This window comes from Streptococcus infantis (genome assembly GCF_047465525.1).
GTDB classification, from domain to species: domain Bacteria; phylum Bacillota; class Bacilli; order Lactobacillales; family Streptococcaceae; genus Streptococcus; species Streptococcus infantis_R.
Window position 1 is genome coordinate 1 of the sequence record NZ_JASGZS010000032.1, and the last position, 19,597, is coordinate 19,597.

Consider the following 19,597-nt stretch of genomic DNA (forward strand, 5'->3'; position numbering starts at 1 on the left):
TTTATGTTTGGTCATAGTAGGCCTCATTTCTATCACAAACGTCTCACACTTAATTCCACCATAAAAATCCGTTTTAGACTAATTTCCACTTCAGTCAGGAAAGTGGAAGTTACTTTGAGAAATTACCTGTAACAGAAAGAAATATCAAAAATAAAAATTTCTCTTGCATTTTTTAAAAAATAGTGTATAATAGATGGGTATGCGTAAAGCATACTTGTGGGAGGTAAAAATCTCTAAATTACCGCCAAAACCACAAAGGAGGATTTAAAAATGGCTAAAAAAGTCGAAAAACTTGTAAAATTGCAAATCCCTGCTGGTAAAGCTACACCAGCTCCACCGGTTGGACCTGCTCTTGGTCAAGCTGGTATCAACATCATGGGATTCACAAAAGAGTTCAACGCTCGTACTGCTGACCAAGCTGGTATGATCATTCCAGTTGTTATCTCAGTATACGAAGACAAATCATTTACTTTCGTTACAAAAACACCACCAGCTGCTGTTCTTTTGAAAAAAGCTGCAGGTGTTGAAAAAGGATCAGGTACACCTAACAAAACTAAGGTTGCTACAGTTACTCGTGCGCAAGTACAAGAAATTGCAGAAACTAAGATGCCAGATTTGAACGCTGCAAACATTGAGTCTGCAATGCGTATGATCGAAGGTACTGCTCGTTCTATGGGATTCACTGTTGTTGACTAATCAATAACATCCCTATATAACCCGCAAGACTTCATCATTTCGAGAAGTGACGTGGGAGATGAAAATCGATTGAACCACTTACAAGGAGAATAGAAAATGGCTAAAAAAAGCAAACAACTTCGTGCTGCTCTTGAGAAGATCGACAGCACAAAAGCATACAGCGTAGAAGAAGCTGTAGCTCTTGCAAAAGAAACTAACTTCGCAAAATTTGACGCAACTGTAGAAGTTGCTTACAACTTGAACATCGACGTTAAAAAAGCTGACCAACAAATCCGTGGAGCAATGGTATTGCCAAACGGTACTGGTAAAACAGCTCGCGTTCTTGTATTTGCACGTGGCGCAAAAGCTGAAGAAGCTAAAGCTGCTGGTGCAGACTTCGTTGGTGAAGATGACCTTGTTGCTAAAATCAACGACGGTTGGTTGGACTTCGACGTAGTTATCGCTACACCTGATATGATGGCTCTTGTTGGACGTCTTGGACGTGTCCTTGGACCTCGTAACTTGATGCCAAACCCTAAAACTGGTACTGTAACAATGGATGTTGCTAAAGCAGTTGAAGAGTCTAAAGGTGGTAAAATCACTTACCGTGCAGACCGTGCAGGTATCGTACAAGCCATCATCGGTAAAGTTTCATTTGAAGCTGACAAGTTGGTTGAAAACTTCAAAGCATTCAACGAAACAATCCAAAAAGCTAAACCAGCTACTGCTAAAGGAACTTACGTAACAAGCTTGACAATCACAACTACTCAAGGTGTTGGTATCAAGGTTGACGTTAACTCACTTTAATTAGTAATAATTTAACATGAAAGGTTGAAGACAAGTTTGTCTCAACCTTTTTTCTATTAAAAAAATAAAAATACGTATAAACTTTCTAATCTATTTGATATTGTAAAGTATCTAGATAGAAAATTCAGAAAATTTGCTCTTTTCCCTTGAAAATTTTTGAAAAAATGGTATCATAGTAACAAGCTATTTTTAAGAGAAGAGAAAGGGGAACGATGGAGAAAATCATTTTAGACTCACCTAAGTCGGGATCGGATCTTGTTTTGGAAACACTTCGTGACTTAGGAATCGATACGATTTTTGGTTATCCTGGTGGAGCGGTACTTCCTTTATATGATGCTATTTATAATTTTAAGGGAATCCGCCATATTCTAGGTCGCCATGAGCAGGGCTGTCTTCACGAAGCTGAAGGTTATGCTAAGTCAACAGGAAAACTGGGTGTAGCAGTCGTCACAAGCGGACCAGGAGCTACAAATGCCATTACAGGGATCGCAGATGCTATGAGCGATAGTGTTCCCCTTTTAGTCTTTACTGGCCAAGTGGCACGTGCTGGAATTGGGAAAGATGCTTTTCAAGAAGCTGATATCGTTGGTATCACCATGCCAATCACTAAGTACAATTATCAGGTTCGTGAAACAGCAGATATTCCACGTATTATTACAGAGGCGGTACATATTGCGACCACAGGTCGTCCGGGACCAGTCGTCATTGACCTACCAAAAGATGTTTCTGCGCTTGAGACAGACTTCATTTACTCTCCAGAGATAGATTTACCAAGTTATCAGCCAACACTTGAGCCAAATGATATGCAAATCAAGAAAATCTTGAAGCAATTGTCTAAGGCTAAAAAGCCAGTCTTGTTAGCTGGGGGTGGTATTAGTTACGCTGAGGCTGCAGCAGAGTTAAATGAATTCGCAGAGCGTTATCAAATTCCTGTTGTGACAAGTCTTTTGGGACAGGGAACAATCGCAACTAGTCATCCACTTTTTTTGGGAATGGGTGGAATGCACGGTTCCTTTGCAGCTAATATCGCAATGACTGAGGCTGATTTTATGATTTCTATTGGTTGTCGTTTTGATGACCGTTTGACAGGAAATCCTAAGACTTTTGCTAAAAATGCAAAAGTAGCGCATATAGATATCGATCCTGCAGAAATTGGTAAGATTATCGCAGTTGATATTCCGGTTGTTGGTGATGCGAAAAAGGCCTTGCAGCAGTTGCTAGCTGAACCAATTGTTCGTAACAATACTGAAAAATGGATTGAAAAAGTTACCAAAGATAAGAACCGTGTTCGATCTTATGATAAGAAAGAACGTGTGGTTCAACCTCAAGCAGTTATTGAACGTATTGGTGAGTTGACCAAGGGTGATGCCATTGTCGTAACAGATGTTGGACAACACCAAATGTGGACGGCTCAATACTATCCTTACCAAAACGAGCGTCAATTGGTAACATCAGGTGGTCTAGGAACTATGGGCTTCGGAGTCCCAGCAGCTATTGGTGCTAAGATTGCCAATCCAGATAAAGAAGTTGTTCTCTTTGTCGGAGATGGTGGTTTCCAGATGACCAATCAGGAATTAGCAATCTTAAATATTTACAAGATTCCAATCAAGGTCATCATGCTAAATAATCATTCACTTGGGATGGTCCGCCAGTGGCAAGAAGCCTTCTATGATGGTCGAACTTCAGAGTCGGTATTTGAAACCTTGCCAGACTTTCAATTGATGGCTCAAGCCTACGGGATTAAAAATTATAAGTTTGATAATCCTGAAACTCTTGAGAAGGATTTGGAAGTCATCATGGAAGATGTACCAATGTTTATTGAAGTAGACATTTCTCGTAAAGAACATGTTTTACCGATGGTACCAGCTGGTAAGAGTAATCATGAGATGTTGGGGGTGAAGTTTAATGCGTAGAATGTTAACAGCCAAACTTCAAAACCGTTCAGGTGTTCTCAATCGCTTCACAGGAGTCTTATCGAGACGTCAAGTCAATATCGAAAGCATTTCTGTTGGCGCAACGGAAAATCCTAATGTATCACGAATTACCATTATCATTGATGTTGCCTCACATGATGAAGTGGAGCAAATCATCAAACAACTTAATCGTCAGATTGATGTGATTCGCATTCGTGATATCACGGATCAACCCCACTTAGAACGAGAAGTGATTCTTATAAAGGTTTCAGCTCCTGCTGAAAAACGTGCAGAAATTTTGGCTATTATCCAACCTTTCCGTGCAACAGTAGTCGATGTAGCTCCAAGTTCCATTACTATTCAGATGACTGGGAATGCTGAAAAGAGTGAAGCCTTAATTCGAGTGATTCGACCTTATGGTATTAAGAATATCGCTCGTACGGGTGCTACTGGATTTACCCGCGACTAAAAATCCAACTTAAATTTGTTAATCTAGCCTAACAGGCAATAAAAGTAGAAAAGAGAGAAAAAACTATGGCAGTTCAAATGGAATACGAAAAAGATGTAAAAGTAGCAGCACTTGACGGAAAAAAAATCGCCGTTATCGGTTATGGTTCACAGGGACATGCGCACGCTCAAAACTTGCGTGATTCAGGTCGCGATGTGATCATCGGTGTACGCCCAGGTAAATCTTTTGACAAAGCAAAAGAAGATGGTTTTGATACATACACAGTAGCAGAAGCAACTAAATTGGCTGATGTTATCATGATCTTGGCACCAGATGAAATCCAACAAGAATTGTATGAAGCAGAAATTGCTCCAAACTTGGAAGCTGGAAATGCTGTTGGATTTGCACATGGTTTCAACATCCACTTCGAATTCATCAAAGTTCCTGCAGATGTTGATGTCTTCATGTGTGCTCCTAAAGGACCAGGACACTTGGTACGTCGTACTTACGAAGAAGGATTTGGTGTTCCAGCGCTTTACGCTGTCTACCAAGATGCCACAGGAAATGCTAAAGACATCGCTATGGACTGGTGTAAAGGTGTTGGTGCAGCTCGTGTAGGTCTTCTTGAAACAACTTACAAAGAAGAAACTGAAGAAGATTTGTTTGGTGAACAAGCAGTACTTTGTGGTGGTTTGACTGCCCTTATCGAAGCTGGTTTTGAAGTCTTGACAGAAGCTGGCTATGCTCCAGAATTGGCTTACTTTGAAGTTCTTCACGAAATGAAATTGATCGTTGACTTGATCTATGAAGGTGGATTCAAGAAAATGCGTCAATCAATTTCAAACACTGCTGAATATGGTGACTATGTTTCAGGTCCACGTGTAATCACTGAACAAGTCAAAGAAAATATGAAAGCAGTTCTTGCGGACATCCAAAATGGTAAATTTGCCAACGACTTTGTAAATGACTACAAAGCTGGACGTCCAAAATTGACTGCCTACCGTGAACAAGCAGCTAACCTTGAAATTGAAAAAGTTGGTGCAGAATTGCGTAAAGCAATGCCATTTGTCGGTAAAAACGACGATGATGCATTCAAGATCTACAACTAATTTTTAAGAATATAAACAGAAGGCGAGTTGGGGGGAACCTAACTCGTTTTTTATCTTGAAAACTCATCGAGGAGGAGATTATGCTAAGTGCAAAAGATGTGGTGAAAGCCCACAAGATTTTGAATGGTGTAGTAGCCAATACACCACTTGACTACGATCATTATTTATCCGAAAAATACGGAGCGAAAATTTATCTTAAAAAGGAAAATGCTCAACGTGTCCGTTCATTTAAAATTCGTGGGGCTTATTACGCTATTTCCCAATTGACAAAAGAAGAGCGTGAACGTGGTGTAGTGTGTGCTTCAGCGGGAAATCACGCTCAAGGAGTTGCCTACACATGTAATGAGATGAAGATTCCTGCAACAATCTTTATGCCAATTACGACACCTCAACAGAAAATTGGTCAGGTTCGTTTCTTTGGTGGAGATTTTGTTACGATCAAATTAGTAGGGGATACTTTTGATGCTTCAGCCAAGGCTGCTCAAGACTTTACCGTAGCTGAAAATCGTACTTTTATTGACCCCTTTGATGATTCCTATGTTCAAGCTGGTCAGGGTACGGTAGCTTATGAAATTTTAGAAGAAGCTCGTAAAGAATCTATTGAATTTGATACTGTCTTGGTACCTGTTGGAGGCGGAGGTCTCATTTCAGGTGTTTCTACTTATATTAAAGAAACAAATCCTCAGATTGAGGTCATTGGAGTAGAGGCTGAAGGTGCTCGTTCGATGAAGGCTGCCTTTGAAGCTGGAGGACCGGTTAAACTTAAAGAAATTGACAAGTTTGCGGATGGAATTGCTGTGCAAAAGGTAGGACAGTTGACCTATGAAGCAACACGCAAACATGTAGAAACTCTTATCGGTGTAGATGAAGGCTTGATTTCTGAGACCTTAATTGATCTTTATTCTAAACAAGGTATCGTAGCAGAACCTGCGGGTGCTGCTAGTGTTGCAGCTCTAGAAGTATTATCCGATTATATTAAGGGCAAGACCATTTGTTGTATCATTTCTGGAGGGAATAATGACATCAACCGTATGCCAGAGATGGAAGAACGTGCCTTGATTTATGATGGTATCAAGCATTACTTTGTAGTGAATTTCCCACAACGTCCGGGAGCACTTCGAGAGTTTGTAAATGATATCTTAGGACCTCATGATGATATTACTCGTTTTGAATATATCAAACGAGCTAGCAAGGGAACTGGTCCAGTACTAATAGGGATTGCACTTGCTGATAAACATGATTATGCGGGATTGATTCACCGGATGGAAAAATTCGACCCGTCTTATATTAACTTGAATGGGAATGAGACCCTATATAATATGCTTGTTTAATATGCTATGAAATTTTTATCATATTATTTGCCTAACCTATTTACTAGTGCTATAATGTAAGTGAAGAAAGGGGGAGATTCCCATGGTTTTAAAAGTTATACTTGTTCTAATTATTCTAATGCTTATTGTAGGAGCTATATTAATGAGCTCAATCTATGTTGTTCGACAACAATCAGTAGCTATCATTGAACGATTTGGTAAGTATCAAAAATTGAGCAATAGTGGTATTCACCTAAGAGCACCATTTGGGATTGATAAAATTGCAGCTCGTGTCCAACTGCGTCTCTTGCAAAGTGAAATCGTTGTGGAAACCAAGACTCAAGATAACGTATTTGTGACGATGAATGTTGCGACACAGTACCGAGTAAATGAACAAAATGTTACAGATGCTTACTATAAACTAATGAGACCTGAGGCTCAAATCAAATCTTATATTGAAGACGCATTGCGCTCATCAGTTCCTAAGTTAACTTTGGATGAATTGTTTGAGAAAAAGGATGAAATTGCATTAGAAGTTCAAAAACAAGTAGCGGAAGAAATGTCAACGTATGGGTACATTATCGTCAAAACGCTCATTACCAAAGTAGAGCCGGATGCGGAAGTCAAGCAATCAATGAATGAAATCAATGCTGCTCAACGTAAGAGAGTAGCAGCACAAGAATTGGCCGAAGCAGATAAAATTAAGATCGTAACAGCGGCCGAAGCAGAGGCAGAAAAGGATCGCTTACATGGTGTGGGGATCGCAGAGCAACGAAAAGCAATTGTTGATGGACTTGCTGATTCTATTAAAGAGTTAAAAGGAGCCAATGTTGAATTAACTGAAGAGCAAATCATGTCAATTTTGTTAACTAACCAGTATTTAGATACATTGAATAATTTTGCAGAAAAACAAGGTAATAATACAATTTTCTTACCAGCAAATCCTAACGGAGTTGAAGATATACGAACCCATATATTATCGGCTTTAAAAGCCAAGTAAACTAAATCTTAACGTCTTATTTGATTGGATATATGTTTTTTTATTGACAAATGCCATAAAAACGTATACAATTAAATATCGTAAAGAATAAAATAGGAGAAAAACATGGCTAAGACTAACTTTGAAAAAGTAGAATCAGTTGTTAGCTGGGTTCGTGATAAGAAGATCACTGGTTATCGTATTTCTAAAGAAACGAATGCACGTGAAATGTCTATCATTGCTCTAGCTCAAGGACGTGCAAAAGTTAAAAATATTTCCTTTGAAACAGCCCTTGGATTAATTGATTTCTATGAAAAAAATCATGAAAAATTTGAAGATTAATCTTTGGATACAAGCAGACTCTAATTAGGGTCTGCTTTTATTTATGGAACGGCGAAATAGTTATGCTATGACCTGCTCAACAAATCTATTTGTTAGGATGAACTAGATTGACAGGAGAGGAGTAATCTCACTCATGAAAATCAAAGGTAATACTCTTCGAAAATCAAATTCAAACCACGTCAGCGTCGCCTTACCGTACACAAGTACAGCTTGCGGTTAGCTTCCTAGTTTGCTCTTTGATTTTCATTGAGTATAAGATTAGTAAGATAGCCCTCAACAATACTTGCTCAGGAAACAGAAGAAGGGATAAAAGTGATTTTTAAAGTATATAAAAAGAGGTCGGAATAAAAAACTCCGACCTTGATTTTTATGTTTATGAGCCTTTGACTCAATGTTGATTGGGGATTGAATAGGAAAAAAACTCTTGGTTGATGAGGTTTATCCAACCGCTTTTGTCTTATCCTAAATAGCGTTGTAAAAATTCTCTTGTACGTTCCTCTTTAGGATTTGTAAATAAATCTTCAGGTTTGCCTTCTTCTGCAATAACACCTTTGTCCATAAAGATGACACGGTGTGATACGTCACGAGCAAATTCCATTTCGTGGGTTACAACGATCATTGTCAAGCCTTCTTGAGCTAGTTCTTGCATGATTTTTAGAACTTCACCGACCATTTCAGGGTCAAGGGCTGAAGTAGGCTCGTCAAAGAGAATGGCATCAGGATTCATGGAAAGCGCGCGAGCAATGGCTACACGTTGCTTTTGACCACCAGAAAGTTGTTTTGGTTTAGCTTGCCAGTAGCGCTCTCCCATGCCAACTTTTTCAAGGTTTTCTTTAGCAATTTTCTCTGCTTCTGATCGTTCACGTTTGAGAACGGTTGTCTGTGCAACAATTGTATTTTCAAGAACGTTGAGATTTTCAAAGAGGTTAAAGGATTGGAAAACCATGCCTAGTTTTTCACGATAGTGAGTGAGGTTATACCCTTTTTCAAGTACGTTTTCACCGTGATAAAGGATTTCACCTTCAGTTGGTGTTTCGAGAAGGTTGATAGAACGTAGGAAGGTTGATTTACCACTACCGGAACTACCGATGATAGAAATCACTTCTCCTTTATGAATAGTTAAAGAGATGTCTTTTAGGACCTCGTTTTGCCCGTAGGATTTTTTGAGGTGTTTGATTTCAAGGATTGGTTGACTCATTATTTCAAATCCTCCGTTTGCATTTGGTTAGCACCTGTCGTGTAGGTATCCATATCCATACGTTTTTCGATGAAGCGTAGGATACGCGTTACTGTGAAGGTGAGGACAAAGTAGATAACTGCGATGATGGTAAAGGTTTGGAAGTACTGGTAGGTTTGTGTTGCTACTGTATTTCCTGAGAAGTAAAGTTCTACAACAGAGATAACGTTCAATACAGAAGTATCCTTGATGTTGATGACGAACTCATTACCAGTCGCTGGTAGAATATTTCGAACAACTTGAGGCAAAACAATCTTACGCATGGTCTGGTTATGAGTCATACCAAGTGCAGTTGCTGCTTCAAATTGTCCCTTATCAACAGCTAGGATACCACCACGAACAATTTCAGTCATGTAAGCACCAGTGTTGATCGAAACGATAAAGATAGCAGCTAGCGTACGGTCTAGGTTGATCCCGAAAGCTTGAGCAGTTCCATAGTAGATAACCATAGATTGTACAATCATAGGTGTTCCACGGAAAATTTCGATATAGATATTGAGAATCCAACCGATTAGTTTTTGGATACCAAAGATAAATTGGTTTTCAGATAGAGGTGCTGTACGGAAGACACCGATAGCAAGACCGATAGCGAGACCAACGATGGTACCGATAATTGAAATGAGAAGGGTAATACCAGCACCACGCAAGAGTTGTTGCCAGTTTTCAGTCAGAATTTTAGCGACTTGACCAAAGAAATTACTGTTGCTTTCTTCTGTCGTTGTAGATTCTGCTGGTTGCTCTTTAATCATACGATCCATGAGCGCAACTTGTTCATCTTTAGAAATGGTTTCAATACTGGCGTTGATTTGGCTGATACGGTCATCATCTTTACGAAGTCCAATAGCGATAGACGTATCTTCTTCACCAGTTTTAAAACCAGGTTCAGGCTGAATCATTTTGAACTTAGCGTTTGCTGATTCGGCAGTTAGGGCTTCAGGACGTTCAGAAACGTAGGCATCAATGACACCAGCTTCAAGAGCTTGACGCATTTGGGCGAAATCTCCCATGGCAGTTTCCTTCTGAGCGCCTGAGATTTGTGAAATCAAATCATAAAGGTAAACACCTTGTTGAGAAGTGATTTTTGCTCCGCTAAAGTCCTCTAGTGATTTGGCGTTTGCATAGGCAGAATCCTTTTTGACCAAAAGTACTGGTTCGCTAGTATAGTAGCTGCTTGAAAATGCAATTTCTTGTTTGCGTTCAGCAGTTGGGCTCATACCTGCAATGATCATATCAATCTTACCAGAAGTAAGGGCTGGGACAAGTCCTTCCCACTTGGTTTTAACAACCAAGGGCTCTTTGCCTAGGTCCTTAGCAATCTTTTTAGCTATTTGGACGTCGTAACCATTAGCATATTGGTTGGTTCCATCGATTTTGACAGCGCCGTTACTGTCGTCATCTTGAGTCCAGTTAAAGGGTGCGTAGGCTGCCTCCATACCGATACGTAAATATTCATCGGCTTGGACCTGGCTAACTAGTCCTAAAGTAAGGGCCAGGCTAGCAAGGATAGTTAAGCATAATTTTTTCATGTTTTCTCCTATTTCTAGTCTAAAATTGCTTCTCTCTATTGTATCGAAAAAGCGGAACTTTTTCAATCTTAGTAAACCCTTACTTGTAAAAAAATGATATAATGAGAAAAAGGTCAAAAGAGGCTATATTATGAAAAAAAGATGGTTAATAGTACTTATATTTACTTGTCTGATAATTGTTCCAAAATTGGTTTTTGCCGTGGATTTCAGCATTCCATCCTATAAAGGAGAACTGTATATTCATGCAGACAATACAGCGGAATTTAGGCAGAAGATAGTTTACCAGTTTGAGGATGATTTTAATGGTCAAATCGTGGGACTTGGTCGTGCAGGCAAGATGCCTAGCGGGTTTGAAATTGATCCTCATCCAAAGGTTGAGGCCTCGAAAAACGGTTATAAAATCGAAAATCTTACTAGCGAAGTGACAGAAGAAACGAATGGTTATACTGTTAAAGTCTATAATCCAGGTCAGGAAGGGGACAGGGTTGAAGTGGAACTTACCTGGCAATTGAAAAACCTTCTTTTCTTATATGATGATATCGCTGAATTAAATTGGCAACCCTTAACAGACAGTTCGGAATCTATTGAAAAGTTTGAGTTTCACGTAAGCGGAGAGAAGGGGGCTGAAAAACTCTTTTTCCACACAGGTCAACTTTATAGAGAGGGAAGTATTGAACAGAGTGGTCATGACTATACTATTCGCTTAGACAATCTTCCGTCTAAGCGCGGAGTTGAGTTGCATGCCTACTGGCCTCGAACCGATTTTGCTAGCGCTATGGATCAGGGCTTAAAAGGGAATCGTTTAGAAGAGTTTAATAAGATAGAAGAGTCGATTGTTAGAGAAAAAGAGCAGAGTAAACAACTCGTTACTTGGGTGTTTCCTTCAATACTTTCCATCTCCTTGTTATTGAGTACTTGCTTCTATTTCATCTATAGAAGAAAAACCACTCCTTCAGTCAAATATGCCAAAAATCATCGTCTCTATGAACCGCCGATGGAATTAGAGCCTATGGTTTTATCTGAAGCTGTTTACTCGACCTCCTTGGAGGAAGTAAGCCCTCTAATCAAAGGAGCAGGCAAATTCACCTTCAACCAGCTTATTCAGGCTACCTTACTAGATGTAATCGACCGTGGTAATGTCTCTATTATTTCAGAAGGAGATGCAGTTACTTTAAGGTTGGTAAAAGAAGATGGCTTGGCAAGCTTTGAGAGGACCTGTCTAAATCTGGCCTTTTCAGGTAAAAAAGAAGTTGCTGTTTCCGATTTGTTTGCAGATTATAAGGTATCTGAGAGCCTTTATCGTGGAGCGAAAGCTACTGATGAAAAACGGATTCAAACAAAAGGCCGTAAGCTCAAATATTCTTTTGAAAGAGCATTGAAAGAGATGCAAGAAGGGGTGAAGGACCGAGTCTCTTTCTTGGGGCTACCAGCTTATTATCGTCCCTTGACTAGCGGGGAAAAGGTCTTGCAAGTGAGTATGGGTGTTTCTACTATTTTCCCACTAATCATCGGATTTGGTTTGTTCTTGTACAGTTTGGACGTTCATGGCTATCTTTACCTCCCCTTGCCAATACTTGGCTCATTAGGTTTAATGTTGGCTGTTTTCTATTATTGGAAGCTTCGACTAGATAATCGTGATGGTGTCCTAAATGAAGCAGGAGCAGAGGTCTATTATCTTTGGACGAGCTTTGAAAATATGTTGCGTGAGATTGCACGACTGGATCAGGCAGAGTTGGAAAGTATTGTAGTCTGGAATCGTCTACTGGTGTATGCAACCTTGTTTGGCTGTGCTGACAAGGTGAGCCATTTGATGAAGGTTCACCAGATCCAAGTTGAAAATCCAGATATCAATCTCTATGTAGCCTATGGCTGGCATAGCATGTTTTACCATTCAACAGCGCAAATGAGCCATTATGCCAGTGTCGCAAATACGGCAAGTACTTACTCAGTATCTTCTAGTAGTGGAAGTTCTGGTGGCGGATTCTCTGGAGGCGGTGGCGGCGGCAGTATCGGCGCCTTTTAAAGAAAACTAAACACAGCTTATAAAAGTATGATATAATGGAGGATAGAAAAAGGAGTAATCTATGTATCTTATTGAAATTTTAAAATCTATCTTTTTTGGGATTGTTGAAGGAATTACGGAATGGTTGCCGATTTCAAGTACTGGTCACTTGATTTTGGCAGAAGAGTTTATCCAGTATAAAGATCAAAATGAAGCTTTTATGTCTATGTTTAACGTAGTCATTCAACTGGGTGCTATCCTAGCCGTTATGGTTATCTACTTTAACAAACTTAATCCTTTCAAACCAGGTAAGGATAAAGTGGAAATCCGTAGAACTTGGCAGTTATGGTCCAAAGTTTTTGTAGCGACTCTTCCTCTTCTTTTAGTCTTTAAGTTTGATGATTGGTTTGATACTCACTTCCATAATATGGTTTCAGTAGCCATTATGTTGATTATTTATGGGGTTGCCTTTATTTATCTTGAAAAACGCAACAAAGCGCAAGCAATTGAGCCAACAGTCACAGAGCTAGACAAGTTGCCTTATAAAACGGCCCTCTATATCGGACTTTTCCAAGTCTTGGCCCTTTTACCAGGGACTAGCCGTTCCGGTGCGACTATCGTTGGTGGTTTGTTAAATGGAACTAGTCGTTCAGTAGTAACTGAGTTTACCTTCTACCTAGGAATTCCAGTTATGTTTGGAGCCAGTGCTTTGAAGATTTTTAAATTCATCAAGGCAGGAGAAGTTTTGAGTTTTGGTCAATTCTTCTTGCTCTTAGTAGCCATGGTAGTAGCTTTTGCAGTCAGCATGGTTGCCATTCGTTTCTTGACCAGCTATGTTAAAAAACACGACTTTACGATGTTTGGTAAATACCGTATTGTCCTTGGTAGTGTCTTGCTACTTTATAGCTTTATTCGATTATTTGTATAAGAAAAAAACCTTGAGGGAAGCTTCCTTCAAGGTTTTAAAATCCAGTCACAGTGACACCCAATAAGCGAACGTCTTTATCTTTATCTGCCAGAGATTCGTAAAGTTGGATAGCCATTTGTGAAATAGTTTCAGCATCTTGGATCTTTTGAGATAAGCTTTTCCGCTTAGTCATTGTAGAAAAGTCAGCATAGCGGATTTTTAAAATAACAATCTTTCCAGATTTTTCATGTTTTTGAAGACTTAGGGCAACTCTTTCCGAAAGGAGAGTTAGCTCTTTTTTGATATCCTCTTCTAGATTGAGAATTTTACTATAAGTTTTTTCTTTTCCGATAGACTTACGAATGCGATTGGATTTGACGGGAGAATTATCGATGCCACGAGCCTTGCGATACAGGTCAAAACCGAGTCTACCAAAACGATCAATGAGACTAATTTCAGAAATTTTTAAAAGGTCAGCTCCTGTGAATACGCCCATTTGATGCAATTTCTCAACTGTTTTCTTACCTACACCGTGGAATTTAGCGATATCCATTTGTTTGAGAAAATCTTCAGCTTCATTAGGGAGAATAACTGTCAGACCTCGAGGTTTTTGGTAATCGCTGGCTATTTTAGCTAAGAATTTATTGTAAGACACACCAGCAGAAGAGGTCAAATGAAGTTCATTCCAAATATCTTGTTGAATTAGTCGAGCGATTTTAACAGCGGACTTGATGCCGAGTTTGTTTTCAGTCACGTCTAGATAAGCTTCATCGATACTCATAGGCTCGATATTATCCGTATAACGTTTGAAAATAGCTCGAATCTGTTGACCGACAGCAGTATATTTTTCGTAGTTTCCAGAAATGAAAACTGCTTGAGGGCAACGTTCATAGGCTTCTTTAGAACTCATGGCTGAGTGGATGCCAAATGCTCGTGCTTCATAGCTACAGGTAGAAACAACACCGCGACCACCAGTTTTTCTAGGGTCACTACCAATCACAACTGGCTTCCCTTTAAGTTTGGGATTGTCTCGAATTTCAACAGCAGCAAAAAAGGCATCCATGTCAATATGGATGATTTTACGAGATAAATCATTCATTAGTGGAAAAATCAACATGGAGAAACCTCTCAGTGCCAGTTTGTTTAATTTTATTATACTCTTTTTCTGAAAAAATGAAAATCAAAATAACCTCTTTCAAAAATATAATACAGTTTGTGGCATATTTCGGACTGTATTAGAAAAGAAAGTGTTAAAAAAGTGAGTTTTTAGTTGTTGAAATCGTTTACTGTGTGTTATACTGAATACATGAATGTAACAGATGACTGTTACTAGAAAGAAAAAAGAGGAATTAACATGGTTGTTAAGACAGTTGTTGAAGCACAGGACATTTTTGACAAAGCCTGGGAAGGCTTTAAAGGTGTTGACTGGAAAGAAAAAGCAAGTGTATCACGCTTTGTACAAGCAAACTACACTCCTTATGATGGAGATGAAAGCTTCCTTGCAGGACCAACAGAACGTTCACTCCACATCAAAAAAATCGTAGAAGAAACTAAAGCACACTACGAAGAAACTCGTTTCCCAATGGACACTCGTCCAACTTCTATTGCTGATATTCCTGCTGGATTTATCGACAAAGAAAACGAATTGATTTATGGTATCCAAAACGATGAACTCTTCAAATTGAACTTCATGCCAAAAGGTGGTATCCGTATGGCTGAAACTACTTTGAAAGAAAATGGATACGAACCAGATCCAGCTGTTCACGAAATTTTCACAAAATACGTAACAACTGTTAACGATGGTATCTTCCGTGCTTACACTTCAAACATCCGTCGTGCTCGTCACGCTCACACTGTAACTGGTCTTCCAGATGCATACTCACGTGGACGTATCATTGGTGTTTACGCACGTCTTGCTCTTTATGGTGCAGACTACTTGATGCAAGAAAAAGTAAACGATTGGAACTCAATCGAAGAAATCGATGAAGAAACAATCCGTCTTCGTGAAGAAATCAACCTTCAATATCAAGCATTGCAACAAGTTGTTCGCTTGGGTGATCTTTACGGAGTTGATGTTCGCAAACCAGCGATGAACGTTAAAGAAGCTATCCAATGGGTTAACATTGCCTTTATGTCTGTCTGCCGTGTGATCAACGGTGCGGCTACATCTCTTGGACGTGTGCCAATCGTATTGGATATCTTTGCAGAACGTGACCTTGCTCGTGGTACATTTACTGAATCAGAAATCCAAGAATTTGTTGATGATTTCGTTATGAAACTTCGTACAGTTAAATTTGCTCGTACAAAAGCTTATGACCAATTGTACTCAGGTGACCCAACCTTCATCACAACTTCTATGGCTGGTATGGGTAACGACGGTCGTCACCGTGTTACTAAGATGGACTACCGTTTCTTGAACACTCTTGACAACATTGGTAACTCTCCAGAACCAAACTTGACAGTTCTTTGGACTGACAAATTGCCATACAATTTCCGTCGCTACTGTATGCACATGAGCCACAAACACTCTTCAATCCAATACGAAGGTGTTACAACAATGGCTAAAGATGGATACGGTGAAATGAGCTGTATCTCATGTTGTGTGTCTCCACTTGATCCAGAAAACGAAGAACAACGTCACAACATCCAGTACTTCGGTGCCCGCGTTAACGTTCTTAAAGCTCTTCTTACTGGTTTGAACGGTGGTTACGACGATGTTCATAAAGACTACAAAGTATTTGACATCGAACCAATCCGCGACGAAGTTCTTGAATTCGAATCAGTTAAAGCAAACTTTGAAAAATCTCTTGACTGGTTGACTGACACTTATGTAGATGCATTGAACATTATCCACTACATGACTGACAAGTACAACTACGAAGCTGTTCAAATGGCCTTCTTGCCAACTAAACAACGTGCTAACATGGGATTCGGTATTTGTGGATTTGCCAACACTGTTGACACATTGTCAGCTATCAAGTACGCTACAGTTAAACCAATCCGTGACGAAAATGGCTACATCTACGATTACGAAACAATCGGTGAATACCCACGTTGGGGTGAAGATGACCCACGTTCAAACGAATTGGCAGAATGGTTGATTGAAGCTTACACAACTCGTCTACGTAGTCACAAACTTTACAAAGACGCAGAAGCTACTGTATCACTTTTGACAATCACATCTAACGTTGCTTACTCTAAACAAACTGGTAACTCTCCAGTTCACAAAGGTGTATACCTCAACGAAGATGGTTCAGTGAACTTGTCTAAACTTGAATTCTTCTCACCAGGTGCGAACCCATCTAACAAAGCTAAAGGTGGATGGTTGCAAAACTTGAACTCACTTGCTAGCCTTGACTTTGGTTACGCAGCTGATGGTATCTCATTGACAACTCAAGTTTCACCTCGTGCTCTTGGTAAAACTCGTGATGAACAAGTTGATAACTTGGTAACAATCCTTGATGGTTACTTCGAAAATGGTGGACAACACGTTAACTTGAACGTTATGGACTTGAACGATGTATACGAAAAGATCATGTCAGGTGAAGACGTTATCGTACGTATCTCTGGATACTGTGTAAACACTAAATACCTCACTCCAGAACAAAAAACTGAATTGACACAACGTGTCTTCCACGAAGTTCTTTCAATGGATGATGCATTGAGCTAAGATTCATAAATAGTAAATCGAAAACCAGTCATTTTGACTGGTTTTTTGGTATTAAAAAAATATTTAAAAAAAGTAGGTCAATTTTGGTCAAAACTATTGACTAATACTGACCAAAGTGATATACTAAGAACATAAGGATGAGAAAATCCTTAGAAAACATTGATTTTAAGGTGATTGTATAATTTATCTTAAGATCAAAGTATGGGTAAAACCTAGAAATGAGGTAAAACCTATGATGAACATTAGTATTTTTAGAATTCCAATTACAAAACCTGTATTGGATAAAGAAAAACCAGAAATTATACGTAGAGTAGCAAGTAGCTAGTCTAAATTTTTTAAAACAAAGGTCAGAGAAAGTCAAATTAATTCGACTAACTAATTTTGAAAACAAACGAGGTATGAAATATGAACAACAACTTTAATAACTTTAACAACATGGATGATTTATTTAACCAATTGATGGGCGGTATGCGTGGATATAGTTCAGAAAACCGTCGTTACTTGATTAACGGTCGTGAAGTAACTCCAGAAGAATTCGCTATTTACCGTCAAACTGGTCAACTTCCAGGCGAAGGAAGTGAACAAGCTCAATATGTTCAAGGTAAAGCCATGAAACAAGACGGTATTCTTGCTAAACTTGGACGTAACTTAACTGCTGAAGCCCGTGAAGGTAAGTTAGATCCAGTTATTGGACGTAATAAGGAAATTCAAGAAACATCTGAAATCCTTTCTCGTCGTACAAAGAATAACCCAGTTCTTGTCGGTGATGCTGGTGTTGGTAAAACTGCAGTAGTAGAAGGTTTGGCACAAGCCATTGTAAATGGTGATGTCCCAGCTGCTATCAAGAACAAGGAAATCATCTCAATTGATATTTCTGGACTTGAAGCAGGTACGCAATATCGTGGTAGCTTTGAAGAAAATATTCAAAACTTGGTAAAAGAAGTTAAAGAAGCTGGAAACATTATCCTTTTCTTCGACGAAATTCATCAAATCCTTGGTGCAGGTAGCACAGGGGATGGTCAAGGATCTAAGGGTCTTGCTGATATTTTGAAACCAGCTCTTTCACGTGGTGAATTGACAGTGATTGGGGCAACAACTCAAGATGAATATCGCAACACTATTTTGAAAAATGCTGCCCTTGCTCGTCGTTTCAACGAAGTGAAAGTTAATGCTCCATCTGCTGAAGATACTTTCAAGATTCTCCAAGGTATTCGTGATCTTTATCAACAACACCACAACGTTATCTTGCCAGATGAAGTATTGAAAGCGGCTGTTGATTATTCTGTTCAATACATTCCACAACGTAGCTTGCCAGATAAGGCTATCGACTTGGTCGATGTGACAGCTGCTCACTTGGCAGCACAACACCCAGTGACAGATGTGCATGCTGTGGAACATGAAATTGAAGAAGAAAAAGCTAAACAAGAAGCTGCAGCTGCTAAAGAGGATTATGAAGCGGCATTAAATGCAAAAATTCGTATCGAAGAACTTGAAAAGCAAATTGCTAACCATACAGAAGATCACAAGGTGACAGCGACTGTCAATGATGTAGCTGAGTCTGTTGAACGGATGACTGGTATTCCAGTGTCACAAATGGGTGCAACTGATATCGAACGTTTGAAAGATATGGGTCACCGTTTGCAAACGAAAGTTATTGGCCAAGACAAGGCTGTTGAAGCGGTAGCAAAAGCTATCCGTCGTAACCGTGCTGGTTTTGATGAAGGTAACCGTCCAATCGGTAGCTTCCTCTTTGTAGGTCCTACTGGTGTTGGTAAGACTGAGTTGGCAAAACAATTAGCGCTTGATATGTTCGGAACTAAAGATGCTATCATCCGTTTGGACATGTCAGAATACAGCGACCGTACAGCCGTATCTAAATTGATTGGTACAACTGCAGGTTATGTTGGTTACGATGACAACAACAATACCTTGACTGAACGTGTCCGTCGCAATCCATACTCAATCGTACTTTTGGATGAGATTGAAAAGGCTGACCCTCAAGTCATCACCCTTCTCCTTCAAGTCTTGGATGATGGTCGTTTGACAGACGGTCAAGGTAACACTGTAAACTTCAAGAATACGGTGATTATCGCAACTTCAAACGCAGGCTTTGGTTACGAAGCGAACTTGACAGAAGATGCGGATAAACCAGAACTCATGGATCGTTTGAAACCATTCTTCCGTCCAGAATTCTTGAACCGTTTCAACGCTGTGATTGAATTCTCACACTTGAGCAAGGAAGACCTTTCTAAGATTGTTGATTTGATGTTGATTGATGTCAATAAGACACTTGCTAAGAAAGAAATCGACTTGGCAGTGAGCGATGCAGCCAAAGAATACATGACTGAAGAAGGTTATGATGAAGTGATGGGTGTTCGTCCACTCCGTCGAGTAGTTGAACAACAAATCCGTGATAAAGTAACAGACTTCCATTTGGATAATCTTGATGCTAAACACCTTGAAGCTGACATGGAAGATGGTGTCTTGGTCATTCGTGAAAAAGCCTAAATCAAAAATTTGAAAATAAAAAGGAACCAGTTCAAAAGGAGCCCACTGAAAAAGTCATCCAATAGATGGCTTTTTTGTTATACTAGAGATGAGGTGAAATGATGCTTGATAATCAGTTAACTATGGATGTCAGTCCTTATTCTAGTTTGTATAATATCGTGGTT

15 protein-coding genes are annotated in these 19,597 nt (G+C 39.5%); 12 read left to right on the forward strand and 3 right to left on the reverse strand.

The window, feature by feature from the left end; genetic code table 11:
- Positions 1-270 precede the first annotated feature (270 nt).
- From rplK to QM374_RS09500, 8 genes are all read left to right on the forward strand, one after another.
- Complete coding sequence (rplK, locus tag QM374_RS09465) at positions 271-696, forward strand: 50S ribosomal protein L11 (protein ID WP_001085808.1); 426 nt, start codon at positions 271-273, stop codon at positions 694-696.
- Positions 697-792: 96 nt separating this feature from the next.
- Complete coding sequence (rplA, locus tag QM374_RS09470; protein WP_001085672.1) at positions 793-1,482, forward strand: 50S ribosomal protein L1; 690 nt, start codon at positions 793-795, stop codon at positions 1,480-1,482.
- Positions 1,483-1,694: 212 nt separating this feature from the next.
- Positions 1,695-3,395 carry an acetolactate synthase large subunit gene (locus QM374_RS09475; protein ID WP_248034654.1) on the forward strand — a complete coding sequence of 567 codons (1,701 nt, stop codon included), beginning with the start codon at positions 1,695-1,697 and terminating at the stop codon, positions 3,393-3,395.
- Positions 3,388-3,864 carry an acetolactate synthase small subunit gene (ilvN, locus tag QM374_RS09480; RefSeq protein ID WP_001253809.1) on the forward strand — a complete coding sequence of 159 codons (477 nt, stop codon included), beginning with the start codon at positions 3,388-3,390 and terminating at the stop codon, positions 3,862-3,864. Before QM374_RS09475 ends, ilvN begins: the two co-directional genes overlap by 8 nt.
- A gap of 65 nt (positions 3,865-3,929) precedes the next feature.
- On the forward strand, positions 3,930-4,952 hold the full coding sequence (gene ilvC, locus QM374_RS09485) for a ketol-acid reductoisomerase (protein ID WP_045763621.1): 1,023 nt from the start codon (positions 3,930-3,932) through the stop codon (positions 4,950-4,952).
- Positions 4,953-5,032: 80 nt separating this feature from the next.
- On the forward strand, positions 5,033-6,283 hold the full coding sequence (gene ilvA, locus QM374_RS09490) for a threonine ammonia-lyase IlvA (RefSeq protein WP_414311586.1): 1,251 nt from the start codon (positions 5,033-5,035) through the stop codon (positions 6,281-6,283).
- Positions 6,284-6,365: 82 nt separating this feature from the next.
- Complete coding sequence (locus QM374_RS09495; protein ID WP_000243418.1) at positions 6,366-7,262, forward strand: SPFH domain-containing protein; 897 nt, start codon at positions 6,366-6,368, stop codon at positions 7,260-7,262.
- A 105-nt stretch (positions 7,263-7,367) separates the two neighbouring features.
- Entirely contained in the window at positions 7,368-7,583 is a 216-nt protein-coding gene (locus QM374_RS09500; RefSeq protein ID WP_001140700.1) for a hypothetical protein, read from the forward strand.
- A gap of 457 nt (positions 7,584-8,040) precedes the next feature.
- On the opposite strand, the gene QM374_RS09505 is transcribed toward QM374_RS09500, so the two are convergent.
- Positions 8,041-8,781: an amino acid ABC transporter ATP-binding protein gene (locus QM374_RS09505; RefSeq protein WP_000081949.1), complete on the reverse strand. Its 741-nt coding sequence runs from the start codon at positions 8,779-8,781 to the stop codon at positions 8,041-8,043.
- Positions 8,781-10,346, reverse strand: a complete 1,566-nt coding sequence (locus QM374_RS09510; RefSeq protein WP_045763619.1) for an ABC transporter substrate-binding protein/permease — start codon at positions 10,344-10,346, stop codon at positions 8,781-8,783. Before QM374_RS09510 ends, QM374_RS09505 begins: the two co-directional genes overlap by 1 nt.
- Positions 10,347-10,476: 130 nt before the next feature.
- Between QM374_RS09510 and QM374_RS09515 the strand changes: the two genes are divergently transcribed.
- Both QM374_RS09515 and QM374_RS09520 read left to right on the forward strand, forming a co-directional pair.
- Positions 10,477-12,369, forward strand: a complete 1,893-nt coding sequence (locus QM374_RS09515) for a DUF2207 family protein (protein ID WP_414311587.1) — start codon at positions 10,477-10,479, stop codon at positions 12,367-12,369.
- A gap of 61 nt (positions 12,370-12,430) precedes the next feature.
- Positions 12,431-13,276 carry an undecaprenyl-diphosphate phosphatase gene (locus tag QM374_RS09520; RefSeq protein ID WP_414311588.1) on the forward strand — a complete coding sequence of 282 codons (846 nt, stop codon included), beginning with the start codon at positions 12,431-12,433 and terminating at the stop codon, positions 13,274-13,276.
- Between the two features lie 34 nt (positions 13,277-13,310).
- Here the strand turns inward: QM374_RS09520 and dinB are convergent, their stop codons facing one another.
- A complete protein-coding gene (gene dinB, locus QM374_RS09525; RefSeq protein WP_414285295.1) occupies positions 13,311-14,372 on the reverse strand; it encodes a DNA polymerase IV in 1,062 nt (353 codons plus the stop codon).
- A gap of 237 nt (positions 14,373-14,609) precedes the next feature.
- Between dinB and pflB the strand changes: the two genes are divergently transcribed.
- Together pflB and QM374_RS09535 are read left to right on the forward strand one after the other, a co-directional pair.
- Positions 14,610-16,925 carry a formate C-acetyltransferase gene (gene pflB / locus QM374_RS09530; RefSeq protein ID WP_414311589.1) on the forward strand — a complete coding sequence of 772 codons (2,316 nt, stop codon included), beginning with the start codon at positions 14,610-14,612 and terminating at the stop codon, positions 16,923-16,925.
- A gap of 405 nt (positions 16,926-17,330) precedes the next feature.
- The gene (locus QM374_RS09535) at positions 17,331-19,433 is read left to right on the forward strand and encodes an AAA family ATPase (RefSeq protein WP_414311590.1); all 2,103 of its coding nucleotides are present in this window, start codon (positions 17,331-17,333) and stop codon (positions 19,431-19,433) included.
- Positions 19,434-19,597: the final 164 nt, after the last annotated feature.

Bases quoted from the DNA above. Each gene is read 5' to 3' on its own strand.
- QM374_RS09475 (WP_248034654.1), top strand. From the start codon at position 1,695: ATGGAGAAAATCATTTTAGACTCACCTAAGTCGGGATCGGATCTTGTT.
- QM374_RS09505 (WP_000081949.1), bottom strand. From the start codon at position 8,781: ATGAGTCAACCAATCCTTGAAATCAAACACCTCAAAAAATCCTACGGG.
- ilvN (WP_001253809.1), top strand. From the start codon at position 3,388: ATGCGTAGAATGTTAACAGCCAAACTTCAAAACCGTTCAGGTGTTCTC.
- QM374_RS09535 (WP_414311590.1), top strand. From the start codon at position 17,331: ATGAACAACAACTTTAATAACTTTAACAACATGGATGATTTATTTAAC.
- QM374_RS09495 (WP_000243418.1), top strand. From the start codon at position 6,366: ATGGTTTTAAAAGTTATACTTGTTCTAATTATTCTAATGCTTATTGTA.
- QM374_RS09520 (WP_414311588.1), top strand. From the start codon at position 12,431: ATGTATCTTATTGAAATTTTAAAATCTATCTTTTTTGGGATTGTTGAA.
- ilvA (WP_414311586.1), top strand. From the start codon at position 5,033: ATGCTAAGTGCAAAAGATGTGGTGAAAGCCCACAAGATTTTGAATGGT.
- rplA (WP_001085672.1), top strand. From the start codon at position 793: ATGGCTAAAAAAAGCAAACAACTTCGTGCTGCTCTTGAGAAGATCGAC.
- dinB (WP_414285295.1), bottom strand. From the start codon at position 14,372: ATGTTGATTTTTCCACTAATGAATGATTTATCTCGTAAAATCATCCAT.
- QM374_RS09515 (WP_414311587.1), top strand. From the start codon at position 10,477: ATGAAAAAAAGATGGTTAATAGTACTTATATTTACTTGTCTGATAATT.
- ilvC (WP_045763621.1), top strand. From the start codon at position 3,930: ATGGCAGTTCAAATGGAATACGAAAAAGATGTAAAAGTAGCAGCACTT.
- QM374_RS09500 (WP_001140700.1), top strand. From the start codon at position 7,368: ATGGCTAAGACTAACTTTGAAAAAGTAGAATCAGTTGTTAGCTGGGTT.
- pflB (WP_414311589.1), top strand. From the start codon at position 14,610: ATGGTTGTTAAGACAGTTGTTGAAGCACAGGACATTTTTGACAAAGCC.
- rplK (WP_001085808.1), top strand. From the start codon at position 271: ATGGCTAAAAAAGTCGAAAAACTTGTAAAATTGCAAATCCCTGCTGGT.
- QM374_RS09510 (WP_045763619.1), bottom strand. From the start codon at position 10,346: ATGAAAAAATTATGCTTAACTATCCTTGCTAGCCTGGCCCTTACTTTA.